General features: G+C 63.2%; 19 protein-coding genes. 9 read left to right on the top strand and 10 right to left on the bottom strand.

Annotated features, from left to right (window positions below; all coding sequences use genetic code 11):
- Positions 1-78: 78 nt before the first annotated feature.
- The 9 genes from ABVV53_RS07395 to ABVV53_RS07355 form a co-directional block, all read right to left on the bottom strand.
- Positions 79-924, bottom strand: a complete 846-nt coding sequence (locus tag ABVV53_RS07395) for an oxygenase MpaB family protein (protein WP_353984199.1) — start codon at positions 922-924, stop codon at positions 79-81.
- A gap of 88 nt (positions 925-1,012) precedes the next feature.
- Positions 1,013-2,131: a GTP cyclohydrolase II gene (gene ribA / locus ABVV53_RS07390; protein WP_353983750.1), complete on the bottom strand. Its 1,119-nt coding sequence runs from the start codon at positions 2,129-2,131 to the stop codon at positions 1,013-1,015.
- Complete coding sequence (locus tag ABVV53_RS07385; RefSeq protein WP_353983749.1) at positions 2,080-2,871, bottom strand: exodeoxyribonuclease III; 792 nt, start codon at positions 2,869-2,871, stop codon at positions 2,080-2,082. The genes ribA and ABVV53_RS07385 overlap by 52 nt, the downstream gene beginning before the upstream one ends.
- Positions 2,872-3,211: 340 nt before the next feature.
- Positions 3,212-3,871 carry a LolA family protein gene (locus ABVV53_RS07380; RefSeq protein WP_353983748.1) on the bottom strand — a complete coding sequence of 220 codons (660 nt, stop codon included), beginning with the start codon at positions 3,869-3,871 and terminating at the stop codon, positions 3,212-3,214.
- 43 nt (positions 3,872-3,914) lie between these two features.
- Complete coding sequence (rpmG, locus tag ABVV53_RS07375; protein WP_147089455.1) at positions 3,915-4,082, bottom strand: 50S ribosomal protein L33; 168 nt, start codon at positions 4,080-4,082, stop codon at positions 3,915-3,917.
- Between the two features lie 144 nt (positions 4,083-4,226).
- Entirely contained in the window at positions 4,227-5,015 is a 789-nt protein-coding gene (ppk2, locus tag ABVV53_RS07370; protein WP_353983747.1) for a polyphosphate kinase 2, read from the bottom strand.
- Entirely contained in the window at positions 5,015-5,824 is an 810-nt protein-coding gene (locus ABVV53_RS07365; RefSeq protein ID WP_353983746.1) for an undecaprenyl-diphosphate phosphatase, read from the bottom strand. Before ABVV53_RS07365 ends, ppk2 begins: the two co-directional genes overlap by 1 nt.
- A gap of 117 nt (positions 5,825-5,941) precedes the next feature.
- On the bottom strand, positions 5,942-8,035 hold the full coding sequence (locus ABVV53_RS07360; RefSeq protein ID WP_353984198.1) for a M13 family metallopeptidase: 2,094 nt from the start codon (positions 8,033-8,035) through the stop codon (positions 5,942-5,944).
- A 194-nt stretch (positions 8,036-8,229) separates the two neighbouring features.
- Positions 8,230-10,059 carry an ABC transporter transmembrane domain-containing protein gene (locus ABVV53_RS07355; RefSeq protein ID WP_353983745.1) on the bottom strand — a complete coding sequence of 610 codons (1,830 nt, stop codon included), beginning with the start codon at positions 10,057-10,059 and terminating at the stop codon, positions 8,230-8,232.
- A 178-nt stretch (positions 10,060-10,237) separates the two neighbouring features.
- On the opposite strand from ABVV53_RS07355, the gene ABVV53_RS07350 reads away from it, so the two are divergent.
- The 5 genes from ABVV53_RS07350 to ABVV53_RS07330 all read left to right on the top strand — a co-directional run bounded on the left by ABVV53_RS07350 (position 10,238) and on the right by ABVV53_RS07330 (position 14,591).
- Positions 10,238-11,479 carry a polyhydroxyalkanoate depolymerase gene (locus tag ABVV53_RS07350; RefSeq protein ID WP_353983744.1) on the top strand — a complete coding sequence of 414 codons (1,242 nt, stop codon included), beginning with the start codon at positions 10,238-10,240 and terminating at the stop codon, positions 11,477-11,479.
- Positions 11,480-11,579: 100 nt separating this feature from the next.
- Complete coding sequence (locus ABVV53_RS07345; RefSeq protein ID WP_419956759.1) at positions 11,580-12,296, top strand: murein L,D-transpeptidase catalytic domain-containing protein; 717 nt, start codon at positions 11,580-11,582, stop codon at positions 12,294-12,296.
- A 56-nt stretch (positions 12,297-12,352) separates the two neighbouring features.
- A complete protein-coding gene (locus ABVV53_RS07340; protein WP_353983743.1) occupies positions 12,353-12,943 on the top strand; it encodes a TetR/AcrR family transcriptional regulator in 591 nt (196 codons plus the stop codon).
- A gap of 71 nt (positions 12,944-13,014) precedes the next feature.
- Positions 13,015-14,016: an XdhC family protein gene (locus tag ABVV53_RS07335; protein WP_353983742.1), complete on the top strand. Its 1,002-nt coding sequence runs from the start codon at positions 13,015-13,017 to the stop codon at positions 14,014-14,016.
- Positions 14,013-14,591, top strand: coding sequence for a nucleotidyltransferase family protein (locus tag ABVV53_RS07330; protein ID WP_353983741.1), 579 nt, complete (start codon positions 14,013-14,015; stop codon positions 14,589-14,591). The genes ABVV53_RS07335 and ABVV53_RS07330 overlap by 4 nt, the downstream gene beginning before the upstream one ends.
- A 52-nt stretch (positions 14,592-14,643) precedes the next feature.
- Here the strand turns inward: ABVV53_RS07330 and ABVV53_RS07325 are convergent, their stop codons facing one another.
- Entirely contained in the window at positions 14,644-15,432 is a 789-nt protein-coding gene (locus ABVV53_RS07325; RefSeq protein WP_353983740.1) for a TetR/AcrR family transcriptional regulator, read from the bottom strand.
- 193 nt (positions 15,433-15,625) lie between these two features.
- Between ABVV53_RS07325 and ABVV53_RS07320 the strand changes: the two genes are divergently transcribed.
- From ABVV53_RS07320 to ABVV53_RS07305, 4 genes are all read left to right on the top strand, one after another.
- Complete coding sequence (locus ABVV53_RS07320) at positions 15,626-16,522, top strand: TauD/TfdA dioxygenase family protein (RefSeq protein ID WP_353983739.1); 897 nt, start codon at positions 15,626-15,628, stop codon at positions 16,520-16,522.
- 27 nt (positions 16,523-16,549) lie between these two features.
- Positions 16,550-17,626 carry an LLM class flavin-dependent oxidoreductase gene (locus tag ABVV53_RS07315; RefSeq protein ID WP_353983738.1) on the top strand — a complete coding sequence of 359 codons (1,077 nt, stop codon included), beginning with the start codon at positions 16,550-16,552 and terminating at the stop codon, positions 17,624-17,626.
- Between the two features lie 62 nt (positions 17,627-17,688).
- A complete protein-coding gene (locus ABVV53_RS07310; protein ID WP_353983737.1) occupies positions 17,689-18,585 on the top strand; it encodes an SDR family NAD(P)-dependent oxidoreductase in 897 nt (298 codons plus the stop codon).
- Between the two features lie 24 nt (positions 18,586-18,609).
- The gene (locus tag ABVV53_RS07305; RefSeq protein ID WP_353983736.1) at positions 18,610-19,575 is read left to right on the top strand and encodes a TauD/TfdA dioxygenase family protein; all 966 of its coding nucleotides are present in this window, start codon (positions 18,610-18,612) and stop codon (positions 19,573-19,575) included.
- The last annotated feature ends 2 nt before the right edge of the window (positions 19,576-19,577 follow it).

The following is a 19,577-nucleotide window of genomic DNA, read 5'->3' as shown; positions in this document are numbered from 1 at the left end:
TACTTGATTTAAGATCGGCGGCGGTGGGACACAAGTCGATCCGGCGCCGCGACACGATTTGACACGAAAGCCGTGCGATCAGCGGAAGGCCCAGCGCAGCGTCTGGGCCACGCCAAGCGTGCCAGCCCGCACGAAGGGCCGCCTAAACGGTGAGAGATCAAGGCCGTGCATCGCACGCGCCCAAGGCGAGAGCAGATCGACGGCGGCATGCATGGCAAGCTTGCGCGGAGCTTCGGGCAATGTGGCCGACGTCCGTCCTTCCATGATCAGACCTGCGACTTCGCGCGTGCGCCCGTCCACCCTCAACTCAGGTCGCATGGCGTCGATGATCTGCTTCGCCTCGGCCCTCGAGCGTGGCACCGGATCAGCCCCGAGAGCTTCGCCGATACGCGCCACTTGTGCGAAGTAGCTATCCTGATCACTCCGGGACATCAGCGGCTCGCTGTAGCGGATCCAGGCATCAAGGAAGCTGGTGGTCTCCGTCACGTGAACCCACGCGAGCAGCTTCGGGTCGTTCGCCTCGTACAGCGTTCCATCCGGCAAACGGCCGTTCACCTGATCGTGCACCCTACGCACCGTGGCTATCGCAGCCTCCGCTTCGCAGCGCTGCGCATACGTCGTCCTGGCAATGAAGCGGGCGGTCCTGCGCAGGCGGCCGTGCATGTCCGCGCGGAAGTTCGAATGATCCCACACCCCTGCAAGCACGGAAGGGTGCAGCATCTGCATCAGCAGGCTGGCCACGCCGCCCACCATCATCGAACCGATGTCCCCATGAACGCGCCACACCACGGAATCGCGGGCAAACAGCGAATTGTCGCTGCGCACGACTGGCGCCTCGCCCCCGTCAACATCGTTGAACAAGCCCACAACCTGTCGGCGGATGACGTTCTTCAGGCGGCTCGGGAGCGGCGGCTTGCTCAGCATACCACAGGAACGAACAAGTGGTGGGATCGGTCCCGCCAAACCGATTGCCCCTGAGGCCAGTCGTTCCCCACTGAAGCTCGCATGGAGCCTAGAGAAGATGCCCCGTGCGGTCTCTCTTCGTCGCGAGGTACTGCGCGTTGTGCGGATTGGGTGGAAGCTGGTGAGGGACACGCTCCGAAATCGTCACGCCGAGCGCCTCCAGCGCCGCCACTTTGGCAGGGTTATTGGTCATGAGCCTTACGGCGTGCACGCCAAGAAGCTCAAGCATCCGCGCAGCCACGGGAAAGTCGCGCGCTTCGGTGGGCAGGCCCAGGCGATTGTTGGCATCGACAGTGTCGAACCCCTGGTCCTGCAGCCGGTAGGCGCGCAGCTTGTTGATCAACCCGATGCCGCGCCCCTCCTGACGCAAGTAAAGGAGTACCCCCCAGCCGCCCTGCTGTGCCTCGTGCGCCATGGCCCGCATGGCCGCGTCGAGTTGCGGACCGCAGTCACACTTCAACGAGCCTAGGATATCCCCCGTCAGGCATTCGGAATGGAGCCGCACCAGCGGTGCCTGCTCCCCATTCTGGGTGCCGATCACCAGCGCCACATGCTCGCGGGTATCGTCACGCGAACGGAAGGCGACGATCTCGGTCTCGTCGCACGCAGCCACGGGCAGCCGTGCGCGCGAGGCGATGACGAGATGCGCTGTGTCCTTCCAGTGCGCGAGGTCTGGGGAAAGGACGGCTTGCACATCGTCGTCAGTTGCCGGATCGAACAGGAAGGCGGGCAGAATGCCGGCAAGACGTGCAAATTCCATCGCGGCGCGCGCCGCATCCATCGCCTCGATGTGCTCGGCCACGAACGGGCCCTTCATGGGATAGACGAGATCGAGCGCCGGGTCAGCGACCGCGCGTGCCGCTTCGAAGTCGAAAGGTTCGGCAGCGCGGATCAATACGGGCGCCTCGGGTACCGCGGCTTCCCGCTGGTTCGCGAGCTTCAGCGTCACCGCTCGCGCCGCCGATATAAGCATACAGGGAGCCGTCACGCCGGGAGCGAAGCCGGTCTCCGCAGGCACAAGCGTGAACGCGCCGTCCACACGGATCGGCCAGCCGTGACGAAGGGCGTCGATCGCCAGCGCTACTCGACGCGCGGCCGACGAGGGGTTGTCCTCATTCAGAGGGAGAACTCCGTGACCAACGGTACGTGGTCGCTCGGCTGCTCCCATCGGCGCGTCTCTTCCACGAAGCGGTGCGAAAGTGCCTGCTGTGCCAGCGAGGGCGAAGCCCACATGTGGTCCAGACGTCGACCCTGGTCCTTCTGGCGCCAGTAGCTGCGATAGGACCACCAGGAGTAATTGCGCTCAGGCGCGGGAATGAACTCCCGGCCCAGATCCACCCAGCCATGGGCATCGCGAAAGGTGCGCAGCGTCTCCACCTCGATTGGCGTATGGCTGACTACCTTAAGCAGCGCCTTGTGGTCGTAAACGTCGCAGTCGAGCGGAGCGACGTTGAAATCACCCACGATCAGCGTCGGCCGGTCAATGGCCTGCGCCCACTGAGTCATGCGGCCCAGAAAATCCAGTTTCTGGCCGAACTTCGCGTTTTGCTCGCGGTCCGGAACATCACCGCCGGCAGGGATGTAGACATTCTCGAGAACAACGCCCTGTCCGGGGCCGAGCAGTTCGACGCCGATGTGGCGAGCCTCGCCGTTGTCCTGCCAGTCGTGCTTGGAGAACTCGCGGAACGGGACGCGGCTCACTGTCGCGACGCCGTGATAGCCCTTCTGGCCGTGCACCGCGCGATGGGTGTAGCCCAACTTCTCGAAAGCCTCATGCGGGAACAGGTGCTCGGCGCACTTGATCTCCTGCAGGCACAACACGTCAGGAGCCTGCTCGGTGAGGAAGCGGGCGACTTGATCTATGCGCAGACGAACCGAGTTGATGTTCCAGGTGGCTATGCTGACCATGCCGGGGCTTTAGAAGCGTAGAGGGGGAATTGCCAGTGCCGCGGCTTGAAGCCGCGCTGGCGACCCACCCGGCTACAGCGAGCCTATCCGTGATGAGGCATGTGCGCTTCCAAATGGAAAACCCTCGAGCCGGGGGCAGAGGCTCGAGGGTTCCATTTGAGCGTTCGTCACGCTTGCCAGCTAGCTCACCAGGAGGTCGGGCAACAGGGGGGAAACCCGCCTCAAGCCTTGCTGACAACTCCTATGTAGGCGAACCTGCCTTGCTGCCAAGTGAACGGTTTGCAAGATTCTGTCGCGGCTTGTCGCAACAGAACAACTTGCGCCGACAAAACGTTCTTGCCTATCGACGAGTCCGAGGGCGGGGGTCTGTCCAGCGAAATTCGGAGTCAGGAACAGCCATCCCATAGCGCTGGTTGCTGAGCCTCACGGTGGTACGCTTATTCTGCGAATCGAGCGCCACCCAGTGCGACAGCTCCAAGCCGCCCGGCGCCGAGGCCTTGCGCACAAAGATGAGCGTGATCACGCCGTACTCGGGATGCTTGGGATCCCGCACTTCGACGCTGATCACGTCTGGACTGCCGGTCGGCTTGAGCGTGCCGAAACTCGCCACGTCGCGCTTGGGGTCGAGGATGGCGCCCAACGGGTTGTTGCCGATCGGCCAGCGCTGCACCTGGCGCACTTCGTAATCGATCAAGGTGAGCGACTTTCCGTCACCCACGATCAACAGCGGCACGCCTTTTTCGTACTGGAAACGAATTCGCCCAGGGCGCTTCATCGTGAGGACGCCGCTGACAGTCTGGCCGGAGCGATCGGTCTGCGTGAAGTCCGCCTTCAGCGTACTGATGCCGCGCAGGGCCTCCACGACCTGGTTCAGCTGGTCTCCCGACTGTGCCAGGGCAGCCCCGGACGAACCGGCAAGCGGTGCGAGGGCAGGAACGCAAAGCGCGGCTAAAGCAGCCGCGCCCGCATAGTTACCAAGAGTCTTTACGATACGGTTCATGGCTTCCCTTGTGGGTCCGCAGCCTTGAACCGGCCGTGAACCCTTACTTGATCTTGGCTTCCTTGAACTCGACGTGCTTGCGCACGACGGGATCATACTTCTTGAAAACCATTTTCTCGGTCGTGTTCCGGGGATTCTTCTTCGTGACGTAGAAGAAGCCGGTGTCGGCGGTCGAGACCAGCCGGATCTTGACGGTTGCGGGCTTCGCCATGGCGCTTGTCCTGTTCCTTTTCAGCCGCGCCCCGGCGGCCGCTCAATCTAGTTTGCAAATGATGAGGGCGGCCCAGAAGCGCCGCCCCGCAAGGCTGCGGCCCATGACGTAACCTAGCCCTGAAGTCAAGCGGCGGGCGCCGGCTCAGTCCTCTTGATAAGGCGCGATTGGCCGAAGCACGCTGTACTCCTCCACCACTGGAGGATGGTCCAGTGGACGAAAGTCGATCTCGGGTGGATCGATATGCGTCTCAGGTAACCGATCCAGCAGGTTGCGAATCAGCGTGAGGCGTCCTCGGCGCTGGTCATTGAAGTTCACCAGCGTCCACGGCGCGTGCGGGGTGTGAGTGGCGGCGAGCATCGCCTCGCGCGCGGCCGTGTAGGCGGTGTACTTCTCACGCGCAGCCAGATCGACCGGCGACAACTTCCATCGCTTGAGCGGATCGCACAGCCGCTCCTGCAAACGCTCCTCCTGCTTCTCCTGATCGCAAGTGAGCCAGTACTTGAACAGGAGGATGCCATCATCGACCAGTAGCTTCTCGAACGCAGGCGCGTGCGCAAGGAACGCTTCGACTTGCGCGGGTGCGGCATAGCCCATCACCCGCTCCACGCCCGCGCGATTATACCAGCTGCGGTCAAACAGCACGATTTCGCCGCAGGTGGGGAGATGCGCGATGTAGCGCTGGAAGTACCATTCCCCCTTCTCCCGCTCGCTCGGCGCAGACAGCGCGACAGTGTGGCACTGGCGAGGATTGAGCACGTTGGAAATCGCGGCGATGGCACCACCCTTGCCGGCTGTGTCGCGCCCTTCGAACACAACCACGATGCGTGATCCAGTGGCGGCGGCCCAACGCGCCATCGAGACGAGCTCGAGCTCGAGCGGCTCCAGCGCGGCCTCGTAGTCTCTGCGCTTGAGCTTGCCGGGCTCGGCCATCAGTTGCTCAACACGTAGATGGCGATCGCGCCTGCCACGATGCGGTACCAGGCGAAGGGACCGAAGCCGGAGCGGCTGACGAAGGCCATGAAGGCCTTGATAACCACCAGCGCGACGATGAACGAGACAAAGAAACCGATCGCGATTTCGCTCCACCCCACCGGACCGGCTCCCGCAGCCAGAGCCTCGCGCGAATCAAGCAGTTCAAGCGTCGTTGCCCCCATCATCGTGGGCACCGCCAGGAAGAAGCTGAACTCGGCAGCCGTGCGCCGCTCGATCCCCATCGCCAGGGCTCCCATGATCGTGGCGCCGGACCGGCTCACGCCCGGCACCATCGCGAGACACTGCGCGAGGCCGACGCCAAGGCACTGCTTCGCCGGCAGCTCCGCCACACCGGTGAGCGGCCCAGGCTTGGCGATCCTCTCGATCGCGAGGATCGCGATGCCTCCCAGGATCAGCGCGTAACCGACCACGACAGGCGCACCCAGCAGGATGTCGATGTAGCTCTTGAGCAGCACGCCGAGCACCGCCGAAGGCAGGAAGGCAAGCAGCACATTGCGCACGAACCTGATGCTGACCGGATTGAGCACCAGCAAGCCCGCCCCGACAGCCCAGAACGTGCGCCAGAACTGCACGACCACAGCGAGGATCGCGCCCAACTGGATGACAATGTTGAACACCTTCCAGGTCTCGGCATTGTAGCCGAAAAGCTCTGTCGCGAGGATCAGGTGACCCGTGGACGAGACCGGAAGGAACTCTGTGAGGCCCTCGACGATACCGAGGAGAATGGCGGTGAGGGTAAGGTTCATCGCTGCACAGACATGCCGCCGCGCCCCACCAAGTCAACTCCACAAATGCGGCAGTGCACAATAATGCTGTCGGCAACCCGCTCTCACAGCGAAGAGCAGGTTGCCGCAGTCACTCTCTTACCAGATGCGAACGCGCTCGGCAGGCGGCAGGTAAAGCGCATCGCCGGGCTTCACATCAAAGGCGCGGTACCATTCGTCAAAGTTGCGCACGACACCGTTGACCCGAACGTCGTTAGGGGAGTGCGGGTCAGTGATGAGATACTGGCGGGCCTGCTGGTCGCGGATCTTCTGGCGCCAGACCTGCGCCCAGGCCATGAAGAAGCGCTGGTCTCCGGTCGTGCCGTTGATGACCGGCGCCTCCTTGCCGTTCAGCGAGAGCTTGTAGGCCCGGTAAGCAAGGCTGAGCCCGCCGACATCGCCGATGTTCTCACCCATCGTCAGGCCGCCATTGACGCAAGTCTTGCCCTCGTCGAACGGACAGAAGTTCTCATACTGCGCGGCAAGCTTATCCTGGAGTTTCTGGAAGTTGGCCTTGTCCTGGGGCGTCCACCAGTCCCGCAGGTTGCCTTCCCCGTCCGACTTCGCGCCCTGATCGTCAAAGCCGTGGCCCATCTCGTGACCGATCACGGCACCGATCGCACCATAGTTGACGGCGGGATCAGCCGAGAGATTGAAGAATGGCGGCTGCAGAATCGCGGCGGGGAACACGATCTCGTTCATTGGCGGATTGTAGTAGGCGTTGACCGTCTGGGGCAGCATGAACCACTCCTTGCGGTCCACCGGCTTGCCGATGCGCCGCATCTGATCCTCCTGCTGCCACGCCGCCGCTGCCAGGGCATTGCCAAGTGCGTCGTCCGCCGAAACCTGCAAGCCCTCGTAGATCTTGTACTCCTCAGGCGCACCGATCTTGGTGACGAAGGAGTCGAGCTTGGCCTGTGCTTCCTTGCGCGTATCAGCACTCATCCAGGCGAGATCCTGGAGGTTTGCCGCCATTGCCTTACGCAAGTTGGCAACCAGATCCTCCATCGCCGCCTTCTCTTCGGGCGGATAGTACCGGGCGGCGTAGATCTTGCCGAGCTGTTCGCCGAGTTGGTCTTCGACCGCAGAGATGCCACGCTTCCAACGCGGGCGCTGCTCGGGCTGTCCGCTCAGGACTTTGCCGTAGAAATCGAAGTTGGCTTCATCGATCTCCTTCGGCAAGAACGAAGCATGCCCCATCACGAAGCGAGCCGCCAGCCATGCCTGCCAGGTGGCGGGAGGAACGTCCTGAACAAGCTTCATGGTGGCGGGTAGCCCCCCACCGAACAGCGTTGCGGCCTTGGCAGCGTCGATGCCAGCTTCCTTAAGCTCATCGGCGGTGGGCGGCATCTGGTAGCCGATCACGTAGTCCGGTGCGACGCCAAGCGACTGGAAGAACGCAGACATCTGGCTGGGCTGGGCAAGCGCCTCGGCTTCCTGGCGCGAGAGCTTGTTGTACGTGAGATCGCGATTGCGCTGCGCGGCGCGATCCCACTTCGCCTGCGCCATGCGGGTCTCCAGCGCGAGGACGGACTTCGCCGCTGCCGCCGGATCGGCATAGTTCAGCTTCCCGAGAACGAGCGTCAGGTAATCCAGATACTTGGTGCGTATCGTCTGCGATTGCTCGTCCTGCTTCAGGTAGTAGTCCCGGTCGGGCAGGCCGAGACCGCCCTGCTTCAGGTAAAGCGCGTAGATCCCGCTCTGCTTTGAATCCGCGTCCACTTCCACTTCGAGGGGCGATGCGTAACCCGGCTGCGCGAACAGCGACATCAGCTTCATCGGCGTGTCGGCCGCGTATATCTTCGCGAAGTGCGGCTGAAGGGGGGCCAGCCCCTTGGCATTGATCGTCTCGACGTCTGTGAAGGCCTTGTAGGCATTGGCCAGCCGCGCCTCTTGGGTGCCGGCTGCCGGCCTAGCCGCGGTCAGTTCGTCCAGAATCATGCGCGTGCGTTCGACGGAAAGATCGTCCAGGATGATGAAGGAACCGAAGCGGGCCTTGTCAGACGGAATTTCCGTCTCGGCCAGCCACTTGCCGTTGACGTACTGGTTGAAGTCATCGCCAGGCTTGGCGCTGTTGTCGACGTAGCGCGTCTGGACTCCGAACGCACCCCAATCGCCTTCGGGCTTCTCCGTTCTGGCCCCGGCCTGCTGCGGAGTGGGAGCTTGTTGCGCCAGCAGCGGCGCAGAAGTCATAGCGACAGCCGAAAGCGAGGCGGCTGCAAGAAGCGATGAAAAGCGAATAGCCAAGACCTGGGTCCTTCTTTTCAAGAAGAGCAACAAAGTGCGCAGTACGTGAGGCCAAAGGCTCACGTGGGATAGATGTCATCTAAGCGTAATGGCCTGACAATCCAGTCCCTCGCTTGCGCCACGTGGCGCAAGCTTCACGCTCAAGCAGGTGGCTGGGGCGCCTCGAACTGGAGCGCGGCGAGGCGGGCGTACAGTCCGCTGGCTCGGCTGAGCTGCTCATGCGAACCTTCCTCGACAATACGCCCTTCATCCATGACGATGATGCGATCGGCCTTGCGCACGGTGGCGAGGCGGTGCGCGATCACCAGCGTGGTGCGGTTCTCCATTAGTCGCTCCAGCGCGTCCTGCACCAGTCGCTCGCTTTCCGCGTCCAGCGCGCTCGTCGCCTCGTCCAGCAGCAGGATCGGCGCATCGCGCAGAATGGCACGCGCGATCGCCACGCGCTGCCGCTGGCCGCCGGACAGACGGGCGCCGCCTTCTCCCAGGAAGGTATCGAGGCCCTGCGGCAAGTCGCGCAAGAACCGTTCAGCGTTCGCCGCGCGCGCAGCTTCCCAGATGGCGTCGTCGCTGGCGCCCCACTCGCCATAACGCAAATTGTCGCGTGCGCTGGCGGCGAAGAGGACGCCCTCCTGAGGCACCAGCGCCATGCGGCGGCGGATGTCGGCGGGGTCGGCCGAGGTCAGCGGCACGCCGTCGATCTTGATCGTGCCGCTTTGCGGATCGTAGAACCGCTCGGCCAGCAGGAATAGCGTCGACTTTCCCGCGCCCGAGGGGCCGACGATTGCCACCGTCTCCCCCGGCTCGACCATCAGCGAAAACTCGCGGACCGAGGCCTGCTGCGGACGAGCCGGATAGCGGAAGGTCACGCGTTCGAAGGAGAGCTGTCCGCGCGGTGGCTGCGGCAATGCCTGTGGGCGCGGCGGTGGCGCGATAACCGGGCGCTCATCCAGCAGTTCGGCCAAGCGGCTTGCGGCACCGGCGCCGCGGACCAGATCGCCATAGACTTCGGTCAAGGAACCGAACGCACCCGCCACGATCCCGCCGGTCACCACGAAGGCGGCGATGGTGCCGCCGGTAATCGTGCCGTTCGCGACATCGATCGCGCCCCGCCACATCAGCAGCGTGATCGAGCCGAAGATGAGGAACATGATGACCGCCGTCATGATCGCGCGGATCATGATCCGCCGTTTGGCGGTATCGAAGGTGCGTTCAACCGCCGTACCGAAGCGCCCCGCTTCCCGCCCTTCCTGGTTGAACGCCTGAACGATACGCAGAGCGCCAAGCACTTCCGATACCAGCGCGCCGATGTCCGCCACGCGATCCTGGCTGGTGCGCGACACCACCCGCAGCCGCCGTCCAAAGAAGGCGATCGGCAGGATGACGACGGGGATGGCAACGATCAGTCCCAAAGTCAGTCGCGGTGCTAGGGCGAAAAGGTAAATCACGCCTCCCACTGCCATGATCGCGTTACGCAATGCGACAGACACGGTAGAGCCCACGACCTGTTCGACGATGGCCGTGTCGGAGGTCAGCCGCGATGAGATTTCCTTGGGGCTATTCTCCTCGAAGAAGCTGGGCGACAGGCGCAGGAGGTTCGACTGCACTGCCAGGCGCAGGTCGGCCACGACGCGCTCGGCCAGCCACGAAACGCTGTAGAAGCGCACCGCAGTTCCGATCGCCAGCACCGCGACGATCAGCAGCAGGTACTGGAACCAGCGCCCGATATCCTCCGCCCCGCCGCCTTCCGTAAAGCCGCGATCAATAACGAGACGAAAGCCTGCCGGGATCGCCAAAGTCGCGCTAGCCGTGACGATGAGGGCGAGACCCGCGGTCACGAGGCGGCCGGGATACCGAAGCAACTGGCGCCAGACCATTACGAGCGGAGACAAGCTGCGACGGCGCGGCTCGTTGTCGGACAGGTTCGATGTTTCGCCCAGCGGGGGCGCGGTCTTGCCGGCGGCGGCTCTCATGCGGAGGCGCTTACAACCGCCTGGAGGCAAGGGGAAGCCCCGCTTCTAAGGCAGATGCTCTCGACAGTCCGGCGCGGCCCACGACGTCTTGCGCGTATGCCGCGTTGCACAATTTAGAAATCATCACCACACTAGAACGATATCGTGGCCGCGTGTCTCGGCCAAGGAGATCTGTGCCGTGCTTTATAATGCCTACGAACTTCAGCGCACTATGCTCAGCGGTGCTGCCGCCTGGGCATCCATCGGCTCCGAAGTTCTATCCAATCCGGCACTACCGGTGGGGTACTTCGGCTTTGGCCCCGTGATGGCTTCCGCTCTCGATGTGTTCGCACATGCAGCGTCCCCCCGTGGCAAGCCCACCTTCGACATCGAAGAGGTAGCTGTGGATGGACGCACGTACGCTGTCACGGAATCGATCGTTCTGCACCGACCATTCGGCAATCTGCTTCGGTTCGAGCACGAGGGATTGGCAGAGGACGCGCCGAACCTGCTGATCGTCGCTCCGATGAGCGGGCACTTTGCCACCCTGCTGCGCGGCACCGTGGCCCGCATGGTGGAATCGAGCCGCGTCTACATCACCGATTGGGCCGATGCGAAGATGGTGCCGATCGAAGCCGGGGTTTTCGACCTCGACGACTACATCGATTACGTCATCGGCTTTCTCGAGCACATCGGCCCCGGCACGCACGTGTTGGCGGTGTGCCAGCCCTCCGTACCCGCTATCGCTGCGACAGCCGTGATGTCGTCAAATGACAATCCTTGCCGCCCTGCCACTCTCACCATGATGGGTGGACCGGTCGATACGCGCGAGGCGCCCACAAGCGTCAATGACCTCGCGATGCAGCAACCCCTGAGCTGGTTCGAGAACAACGTCATCGCGACGGTGCCACTGACTTATCCCGGAGCCGGACGTAAGGTCTATCCAGGGTTTCTGCAGCTTGCAGGATTTATGTCGATGAACCTTGGCTCCCATCTCAGGAGTCACTGGGCCATGTTCAAGCACCTTGTTGCGGGTGATGGCGACAGCGCAGACGCAAGCAAAGCCTTCTACGACGAGTATCGCTCCGTCTGTGACCTTACCGCCGATTTCTACCTCCAAACGATCGAGCACGTGTTCCAGCGGCATTCCCTGCCAAAGGGCGAGTTCGTCCACCGGGGGCAGCGAATCGATCTGGGAGCTATCAAGGATACCGCACTCCTCGCGATCGAGGGCGAGAAGGACGACATCTCCGGCATCGGCCAGACTCGCGCAGCCCTGCACTTGGCGACCCACCTCCCGGAATCGCGCAAGAAGTATCACCTCGCGCAGGACGTGGGGCATTATGGCATCTTCAATGGCAGCAAGTGGCGCAATCGGATCGCGCCCGTGCTGGAGGAGTGGATTGCGGCTCACAGCAAAGCGAGGGTGAAGGCTGCCTGACCATGCACGCTGCGCCCTTCGTCGCAAAATCAAACACTTCAGGATGTCAGCGCGACAAGCTGTGGTGGCGAACATCGGAAATCGCCGCTAGTCTGTCGCTATGAACGACGTGCTGGGTAGACGAGATGTCCTGAGAGGTACTGTGGCTTTGGGCGCGGGGCTGGCAGCCTCAGGCTGGGCGGCGCCCGGCTGGGCGCAGTCGGCCCAACCCACTGCCTCGATCGCTGCACCGGACGCCCGTCCCCTTGTACCCGCCGGCACCGCGCCGGTCAGCCAGGCATCGGCGTCACCGGTGGGAACGCCCGAGTACAGCCGCCGCATCCTGGCGGCGGCCAAAACGCAGGCAGAGCGGGTGGGCACCAAGCTTTGGCGCACCGACGTGGTTGGCATCGCAGACTTCTCGCGACCCTCCTGGGAGCCGCGACTGCACTTCGCCAATCTGGAGAACGGAACTGTCCGGTCCTTCCTGCTGGCCCACGGCAAGGGCTCCGATCGGAACCACAGCGGTTGGCTGCAGAACTTCTCCGACCTTCCAGGATCGGAGGCCACCTCGCGCGGAGCCTATCTCACCTGCGAGTGGTACAGCGGCAAGTACGGCACCTCGATCCGCCTCGTCGGCCTCGATCAAGACAACGCAACCGCGCTGCAACGCGCGATCGTCATGCACTCCGCATGGTACGTGGACACTGCAATGATCGACAAGTGGGGCAAGATCGGCAGGAGTGAAGGCTGTTTCGCCATGAGCCAGCCCGACTTCAGAGAAGCTCTGTGGCACTTGTCCGGCGGCCGCCTGCTTTTCGCCGACCGTGTTGCCTGAGGTGTCGCACCGCTGACGGCATCGACACCGCCTTAAGCCGGTGTTACGCAGCAGACATGGGATCATCACTGAGCGGGGCCAAGCTGGCCGAACCTACGGACGCGCGTCAAGTACGGTCGCGAAAGTCCCTGCACGGGGCTTTGCTGGCGCTGCTGGAAGAGAAGGCGTTCGACCAACTCACCATCCGCGAGATCAGCGGCCGTGCGGGCACCGGCTACGCCACGTTCTTCCGCCACTACGAAACCAAGGAAGCGCTGCTGGGCGATGTCGCTTCGGAGGAAATCGCAGGCTTGCTGGCGATGTCAGTGCCGATCCTGCGCGAGGCCAACAGCTATGAGTCCACGCTGGCGCTGTGCCGCTACGTCGGTGAGCACCGCAAGCTGTGGTCTGCACTGCTTGCAGGTGGAGCGGCCGGAATCGTGCGGAACGAATTCATCCGCCAGGCGCGTGCGCTACCCAGCGAGCTGCAGCGCCCGGTCGGCTGGCTGCCGCATGATCTAGGGGTTGTCCATGGCACCGGCTCCCTGATCGACGCGCTCGCGTGGTGGCTTACCGTGGGGGACGCGTATTCGTCCGAGGAGTTCGCGGGGATCGCCCACCGCCTGATCATCGCTCCTCTCGTGGGAGACTCCAAGGTGCGGTCCTGAGCGGTTTCGCGCTATACGCGAGCTCAGGCGGCGGCAGGTTGGCCGCCTTGATCCGGCCTATGTCGTAGCCGATGCTGCACGATAATGCTCCTCAAGAGGACGATAGTCTTCTGTCCGGCGCCGACTGGCCGACGTTCGGCTGGGCCGACGATGTGCGCCCTGCCCTCGCCCTTGCAGTGGCGGCGAACAGACCGGCCGCGCTGGCGACACTCTACAAAGTCGAAGGCAGCGCGCCGCGGGGGCCCGGCGCACAGATGCTGTTCGTCGGCAACTCGGCCAGTGGCTACTTCTCGGGCGATTGCATCGAAGGAGACGTCGCCGGCCATGCACGGCAAGTGCTCGCCGATGGTCAACCGCAGCGGCTGCACTACGGCATGGGCAGCCCGTGGATCGATATCCGTTTGCGCTGCGGAGGCGCGTTGCACGTGTTGGTGGAACGCGTGCTTCCAGGCACCGCAGCGGCGACAGACCTGATCGCGAAGGCGCAGGCAAGGCAGGTCTGCACATGGCGCAGCGACGGCCGGGCGCAAGACGTGATTGGGGGTGAGGCGCCCTTGCTCTCGTTCTCGGAAGAGCCTTTCAGCCTTTCCCGGCGCTACGATCCGTCACGGCGTCTCATCGTAACAGGTGGGGACCCCGGCGCACTTGCCTTGGCTCGACTGGCGAGCGAAGCCGGCTTCGAGACGGTTCTGGTCCGCCCCGGCGGCCCGCACACCCCTCCCCCTTTCCCGGTCGCACAGTACCTGCGCGAACCGGTCAATGCCGCTCTGGAACAACTCGGACTCGATCGCTGGACCGCTTACGTTGGAGCCACGCATGAGGACGAGCACGATCTCGGCGGCTGCCTCGCGGCGCTGCGTGGCAGGGCCGGCTACGTCGCAATGATCGGCGCCAGGTCGCGCGCGCATGGCCGGTTGGCTGCACTCGAAGCGGCCGGTGCGACCAGCGAAGAACTGGAGCGCCTGCGGCTTTCGCCGGGCATTCCGGGCCTGGGCAAAGCACCATGGGAGGTTGCGACAGGCATTCTCGCGGAAGTAATGCAAAGCCTCAATCCGGCGCGTGAGCGGGCATGAGGCTGGCTGCGGTGGTACTCGCTGCCGGCTCGGGGCGGCGCTTCGGCAGCGACAAGCTTTCCGCATCGTTCCAGCATGAACCGCTAGTCTTCCATGCAATCCGGGCTGCTCGCGCCGCTCCGGTGGGACGAGTGATCGTTGTAGCTCACCCGGCGCTCGACCTCGGATCATGGCCAGATAAGCCCTGCACCGAAGTTATCCGCCTTGCGAGCAGCGCCCTCTCCGATTCACTTCGCGCCGGGGTGTGTGCCAGTGGCGATGTGGATGGGCTCTTCGTCTTCCTCGGCGATATGCCGCTAGTACCGCACGATATCGCCGGGCGCTTGGCCGAGCGGCTGGGCGATCACTACGCCGTCATGCCAAGCCATGATGGACGGCCAGGCCATCCCGTGCTGCTGTCGCAGCGCGCGTTTGCCGACGTGCTCAAGCTCAAAGGCGATGCCGGCGCTGGCAAGCTGCTGCGCGGGAGGGACGACGTAGTATTTGAGGACTGTCCAGATCCGCTTGTTCATCTGGACGTGGACCGCCCCGATGATCTCGGTTGGCTGGCGAGCCATGGTCGGGAACGCGAATAGAACGAGACCGTGCGCCAAGGACCAACGGCGGACGCTGGATCTGGAGCGGCACTCACTCGCGTGCAGCAAGCGCTTCAAGAGCCCTCAGGCGGTCGCACGCTTCGTCGAGGTGTCCGCGAGCATCGGCAATGGCCTCGCGCAACTGGTCCTCGCGCGGCTCATCGCCGCCGAGGGTGCCGTGCAGGAACAGGCGCACGCCGAAGCGGGTTTGACGCTGTACAGCTCCCATATCGAGGGTCGCACCCCACGCGGCGCTGTTCGCGGGACCAGCAACGATCAGGTTCAGGAATGCCTGCGCAGCCTCCTCCGCTCGTGATGGATCGAGATTTATGCGGCGGGCAAACAAGTCCGCCAAATACTCGAGGGTCGGCGCGGTCCCCAGTCGCACGTTCTCGACGCTGATCTCCGGCGTGCGGACCGATTCCGCGTTCGTAAGCCGCAAGAGTCGCAAGCCGGCGGGGCTGAGCACATTGGCAACCAGTGCGTCGCCTATCCCCACCAGGGTTCGCTCAAGATCCACTTCTTCCAGTGCCCGAAGTCGCTCCACCGGCACGATCCACTCGTCGATGGCGCGCGACAGCGCGGCCTTGAACAGGCGAGTCTTGTCCCCGTAGCGGGCGTACACGGTGCGTTTCGCCATGCCGGCCGACGCGGTGATGGCTTCGATACTCGTCCCCTCGAAGCCCTTCTCGAGAAACAGATCGAGTGCTTTATCGAGCAGCGCCTCGTTGCTGAGTGAAGGACGTCCAGGGCGTCGTCGCCTCGACTGCTTTAGCGCGGTTTGATCCTTCAGGTCTCCCCAGCACTCTACCGCCAGACTGTTCTCAACAACATGCGCCATCGTATCGGGCAGGCTAGCCGATACCCTCGAAGGGGGCAAACACGTTTGAAACGCTTTCGGTGGAAATCATGGTTCATTAGCCGCTTTTGCTGAGTGACATAACCGGGTCGCAGTGATATTGAAACGGTCAAGGTGACAATTGCGGCAGAATGTGGTCGGATAGATCACCACCTCAAGTCGGGAGAACGCGAGGATGGCACTGAACACGACACCACTCGCTCCGCGAGTCGGATCGGAGCTGAAGATTGGTAAGGTGGAGCTTCTTGGCGGCGCCTATGCCGAAGACATCCGGACGCTTTTGGTAGAACGTGGCGCGCTCGTGATCCGTGGCCTGTATCTCGAAGATGAAGAATTGCGAGAAGCGGCCCGCACCCTTGGCGATCTGCGTATCGGCTCGGCCAAGCGAGGCGCGGACGGCAAGGTTCTGAACGAGGGCGATGGCGGCGTGCTCAAGGTCAGCCTCGACCCGAAGGTGAACCCCGACTACGCGCGCTTCCTGTTCGGCAATCTGCTCTGGCACATGGACGGCACGTATGAGCCGGTGCCGCCATTCGCTACGCTGTTCACGCCTCATCGCCTCTCGGCGCAAGGCGGAGACACTATGTTCGCCAGCACGTACGCCGCCTACGAGGATCTGCCGACAGACGAGCAGGCTTATCTCGACACGTTGCGCGTGGTCCACACGATGCAAGCGGCCCTGTTTCCCGCCAAGCGCAACTGCACTCCCGAAGAGTTCGCGGTGTGGTCGAGCTACCCGCAGCGCTCGCACCCACTTGTCTGGCAGCACAAGTCCGGTCGCAATTCGCTCGTGCTCAGCACCTCGGCAGCATACGTCGAGGGCATGCACGCGGCAGAGAGCCACGATCTGCTCCAGCGCCTCATGATCCACACGACGCAGGACAAGTACACCTATCGCCACAAGTGGCGCGAAGGCGACCTGGCGATCTGGGACAATACCGGCGTCATGCATCGTGCCATGCCCTTCGAGGAGGGCAGCAGGCGCGAATTCCACCGCTGCACCCTGAACGGCGAAGAGCCAATCACCGCACCTGCAGGCCAATTGACCCGTCAACAGGCCGAGAGCGCCTGACACCGGGTTCCGCGAGAGGAGAGACATATGCAAGTGGGCGTTCACCTGGGCTACCAGAACCTGCACGGCCTTCCCGACTACGAGTTCTTCCGCAAGGAAACGCAACTGGCGGTCGAGGCGGAAGCCATGGGCTTCGACTTTGCGGCCATGGTCGAGCATCACTTCACAGATTATGCCGCATGCCCCGATCCGTTGCAGGCGCTGAGCTACGTGGCAGCCAAGACCAAGACGATCAAGCTGATGCCAGCCGCCGTTATCCTGCCCTGGAACGATCCGCTGCGCGTGGTCGAGAAGACGGCGATGCTGGACGCCTTGTGCGAGGGGCGCCTCTACCTGGGAATGGGCCGAGGAGCCGCGAGGCGCGAGTTCGACAAGTTCGGCGTCTCCCTACACGACTCACGCGAAATGTTCGACGAAGCGGCGGTCATCATCATGGACGGCCTCGAGCGCGGGTATGTCGAGGCGGACACCAAATGGTACAAGCAGCCTCGCGCTGAAATCCGGCCGAGGCCGCAAGGGTGGAGCCGCGAGCGCTGCGTGATGGTGTCCATGTCGCCTTCGTCGTGCGAAGTGGCGGCGGACTATGGCCTGAAAGCGCTGCGCTTCAGCCAAGGCGACTGGTCGAAGGCGATGCCCGAGATCGATAAATACCGCACCACGTTCCGCGAGAAACACGGCAAAGCCGCGCCGCCCTTCATCATCTCTGATTTCATAGTCTGCTTCGCGGACAGAGCGAAGGTAACCGCTTACACCGACAAGTACTTTGCCGCGCAGTTCCTGCAGGTCGCCAACCACTACGAGTTCATGAGCTCGCACTTCAAGGAACTGCCGAGCTACGCCACTTACGCCTACATGGGTGACATGGCGGCCGCCCGCGGCGGGCCTGACAAGGCCTACAAAGACTATGTCGACGGCAACCTGATCGGCACACCCGAGGAGCTTTACGACAAGCATCTCATGCGCAAGTCGATGGTCGGCGATTACGAGATTATCGCCAACTTCAGCTTCGGCGGAATGCCTTACGAGGACGTCTACGAGCAGATGAAACTTTTTGCCGACAAGGTCATGCCCCGGCTCAAGGCTGAAGAGCCGGTACCGGCCTGAGGAGCAGCCCGGCCCGCGAAGTTGACACGGGACCACAGAAAACAACGAACTGGAGGGAGAGCATGACGGAGATCTCGGGCCGCACCGCAGTGGTCACCGGCGGAGGCAGCGGCATCGGCATGGGCCTCGCCAAAGCTCTTGCACGTGAAGGTGCGCGCGTCGCCGTTGCCGACATCATGCCCAGCAACGCGCAAAAGGTCGTTGACGGGATCCGGTCCCAGGGCGGTGAGGCCATCGCCGTCGACTGCGACGTGTGCGAGCGCTCGGCCATCGGCGCCATGCGCGATGCGGTGCACGCGGCTTACGGCCCCGTACAACTCCTTTTCGCCAATGCCGGGGCGACGTCATTCGACCAGCTGATGGAGATGTCTGACGAAGACGTGGACTGGATCCTGCAGGTCAACCTGCACGGCGTCATGAACACGACCCGCGCCTTCCTGCCCGACATGATAGCGGCGCGCGAGGGGCACGTCTGCGCCACGGCCTCGATGGCGGGACTGCTGCCGGGCTGGATACCCGAGCATGCTCCCTATTCGGCTGCGAAGGCGGGCATCATCGGACTGATGATGAACCTGTCCCTCGAACTGACCGAGTACAACATCCACACCACCTCCTACTGCCCCGGCGGGGTCGCCACCGGGATGAAGGCCAACAACTCGCGCTATCGCCCGCTGCGGTTCGGTGGTCCCACCGAGGGTATGGTGCACGTGAGCGAAGCCTCGGCCGTGGCGCACGCCCACGACTTCTACACACCCGACGCAATCGCCCCGATGGTGCTCGATGCTGTGCGGCACGATCGCGCGTTCGTGTTCGATCATCCCGATCAGCGCGAGCAATTCCGACGCACCTATTCTGGCGTTGTGGAAGCATGCTATGATGCAGCGGATCAGTGGCACCGCGATCACGGGACGCCGGGAGCGAATCCGCATGGCGCGATGCTGCTTGAGATCGAAAAATAAGAAGAATAACCAGAGGATGCATCCATGAGTGACCTGAACATCCGTCCGCTCATCGAAGGTCGCGACTTTGGCGTACGCCTAAGCGGCATCACATTCGAACAGACCAGCGATCCCGAAATCCGCACACAGGTGAATGCGCTGTTCGAGCGGCACGGCATGATCATGTTCGAAGATGTCGAGGCATCCGCGCGGATGCACGTGGCGCTTTCGGATATCTTCGGGCCCATGAAGGATCATCCGAGCAAGGCAGTGCCCCGCGTCGACCAGGATACGATGCCCGGCGTCATCGACATGACCTGCAAGCCCTATCCCGAGGGGCGCATCGAGATCGAGGGGAAGGAAGTCACGCAGTGGCTGCCCTGGCATTTCGATCATGCCTACAACAACGAGCTCAACCGCGCCGGCGTTCTGCGCGCACTAGACATTCCGCCTGAGGGTGGGCTGACTGGCTTCGTCGACGGAATCGAGCTGTACGAGACGCTCTCCCCCAAACTGCGTAAGCAGATCGAGGGGCGCAACATCCTCTACCGCATGAACGTGATCATGAAGGACTTCCACTTCGGCGCGCCTGACAGCTACAAGTGCTTGGCTGAAAACCCGCACACGCATGCAGTGATGGAGGCAGCGCGCGACGTACCCCGCGCCGTCCACCCCGCCGTGTGGACGCGCGAAAGCGGAGAAAAGGTGCTCCATGTGTCGCCCTGGATGGCCGAGGGTATCGAGGGCGATGAAACGCCAGAAGGGAATGCTCTTCTTGAGGAGGTCAGCCGCGAGGTCTTCGCGCGTGCCAAAGCGCTATCCTACTGGCATGCATGGAAGCCGACCGACATGTTGATCTGGGATAACTGGCGAGTGCTCCACGCCGTCAGCGGTCACGATCCGCAGTACAGTCGCCGCATGCAGCGCACCACGATCAAGGGCGACTACGGCCTCGGCTACTTCGAAGGCGGCGCGTCGAGCGACAACAAAATCCTTGAGCGCACCTACTGACT

This window comes from Novosphingobium kalidii, assembly GCF_040534015.1.
Classification (GTDB): domain Bacteria; phylum Pseudomonadota; class Alphaproteobacteria; order Sphingomonadales; family Sphingomonadaceae; genus Novosphingobium; species Novosphingobium kalidii.
Note: the sequence above shows the minus strand (reverse complement) of the source record. Positions and strands in the feature narration are given on the sequence as shown.

Bases quoted from the DNA above. Each gene is read 5' to 3' on its own strand.
- ABVV53_RS07395 (WP_353984199.1), bottom strand. From the start codon at position 924: ATGCTGAGCAAGCCGCCGCTCCCGAGCCGCCTGAAGAACGTCATCCGC.
- ribA (WP_353983750.1), bottom strand. From the start codon at position 2,131: ATGGGAGCAGCCGAGCGACCACGTACCGTTGGTCACGGAGTTCTCCCT.
- ABVV53_RS07385 (WP_353983749.1), bottom strand. From the start codon at position 2,871: ATGGTCAGCATAGCCACCTGGAACATCAACTCGGTTCGTCTGCGCATA.
- ABVV53_RS07380 (WP_353983748.1), bottom strand. From the start codon at position 3,871: ATGAACCGTATCGTAAAGACTCTTGGTAACTATGCGGGCGCGGCTGCT.
- rpmG (WP_147089455.1), bottom strand. From the start codon at position 4,082: ATGGCGAAGCCCGCAACCGTCAAGATCCGGCTGGTCTCGACCGCCGAC.
- ppk2 (WP_353983747.1), bottom strand. From the start codon at position 5,015: ATGGCCGAGCCCGGCAAGCTCAAGCGCAGAGACTACGAGGCCGCGCTG.
- ABVV53_RS07365 (WP_353983746.1), bottom strand. From the start codon at position 5,824: ATGAACCTTACCCTCACCGCCATTCTCCTCGGTATCGTCGAGGGCCTC.
- ABVV53_RS07360 (WP_353984198.1), bottom strand. From the start codon at position 8,035: ATGACTTCTGCGCCGCTGCTGGCGCAACAAGCTCCCACTCCGCAGCAG.
- ABVV53_RS07355 (WP_353983745.1), bottom strand. From the start codon at position 10,059: ATGAGAGCCGCCGCCGGCAAGACCGCGCCCCCGCTGGGCGAAACATCG.
- ABVV53_RS07345 (WP_419956759.1), top strand. From the start codon at position 11,580: ATGAACGACGTGCTGGGTAGACGAGATGTCCTGAGAGGTACTGTGGCT.
- ABVV53_RS07340 (WP_353983743.1), top strand. From the start codon at position 12,353: ATGGGATCATCACTGAGCGGGGCCAAGCTGGCCGAACCTACGGACGCG.
- ABVV53_RS07335 (WP_353983742.1), top strand. From the start codon at position 13,015: ATGCTGCACGATAATGCTCCTCAAGAGGACGATAGTCTTCTGTCCGGC.
- ABVV53_RS07330 (WP_353983741.1), top strand. From the start codon at position 14,013: ATGAGGCTGGCTGCGGTGGTACTCGCTGCCGGCTCGGGGCGGCGCTTC.
- ABVV53_RS07325 (WP_353983740.1), bottom strand. From the start codon at position 15,432: ATGGCGCATGTTGTTGAGAACAGTCTGGCGGTAGAGTGCTGGGGAGAC.
- ABVV53_RS07320 (WP_353983739.1), top strand. From the start codon at position 15,626: ATGGCACTGAACACGACACCACTCGCTCCGCGAGTCGGATCGGAGCTG.
- ABVV53_RS07315 (WP_353983738.1), top strand. From the start codon at position 16,550: ATGCAAGTGGGCGTTCACCTGGGCTACCAGAACCTGCACGGCCTTCCC.
- ABVV53_RS07310 (WP_353983737.1), top strand. From the start codon at position 17,689: ATGACGGAGATCTCGGGCCGCACCGCAGTGGTCACCGGCGGAGGCAGC.
- ABVV53_RS07305 (WP_353983736.1), top strand. From the start codon at position 18,610: ATGAGTGACCTGAACATCCGTCCGCTCATCGAAGGTCGCGACTTTGGC.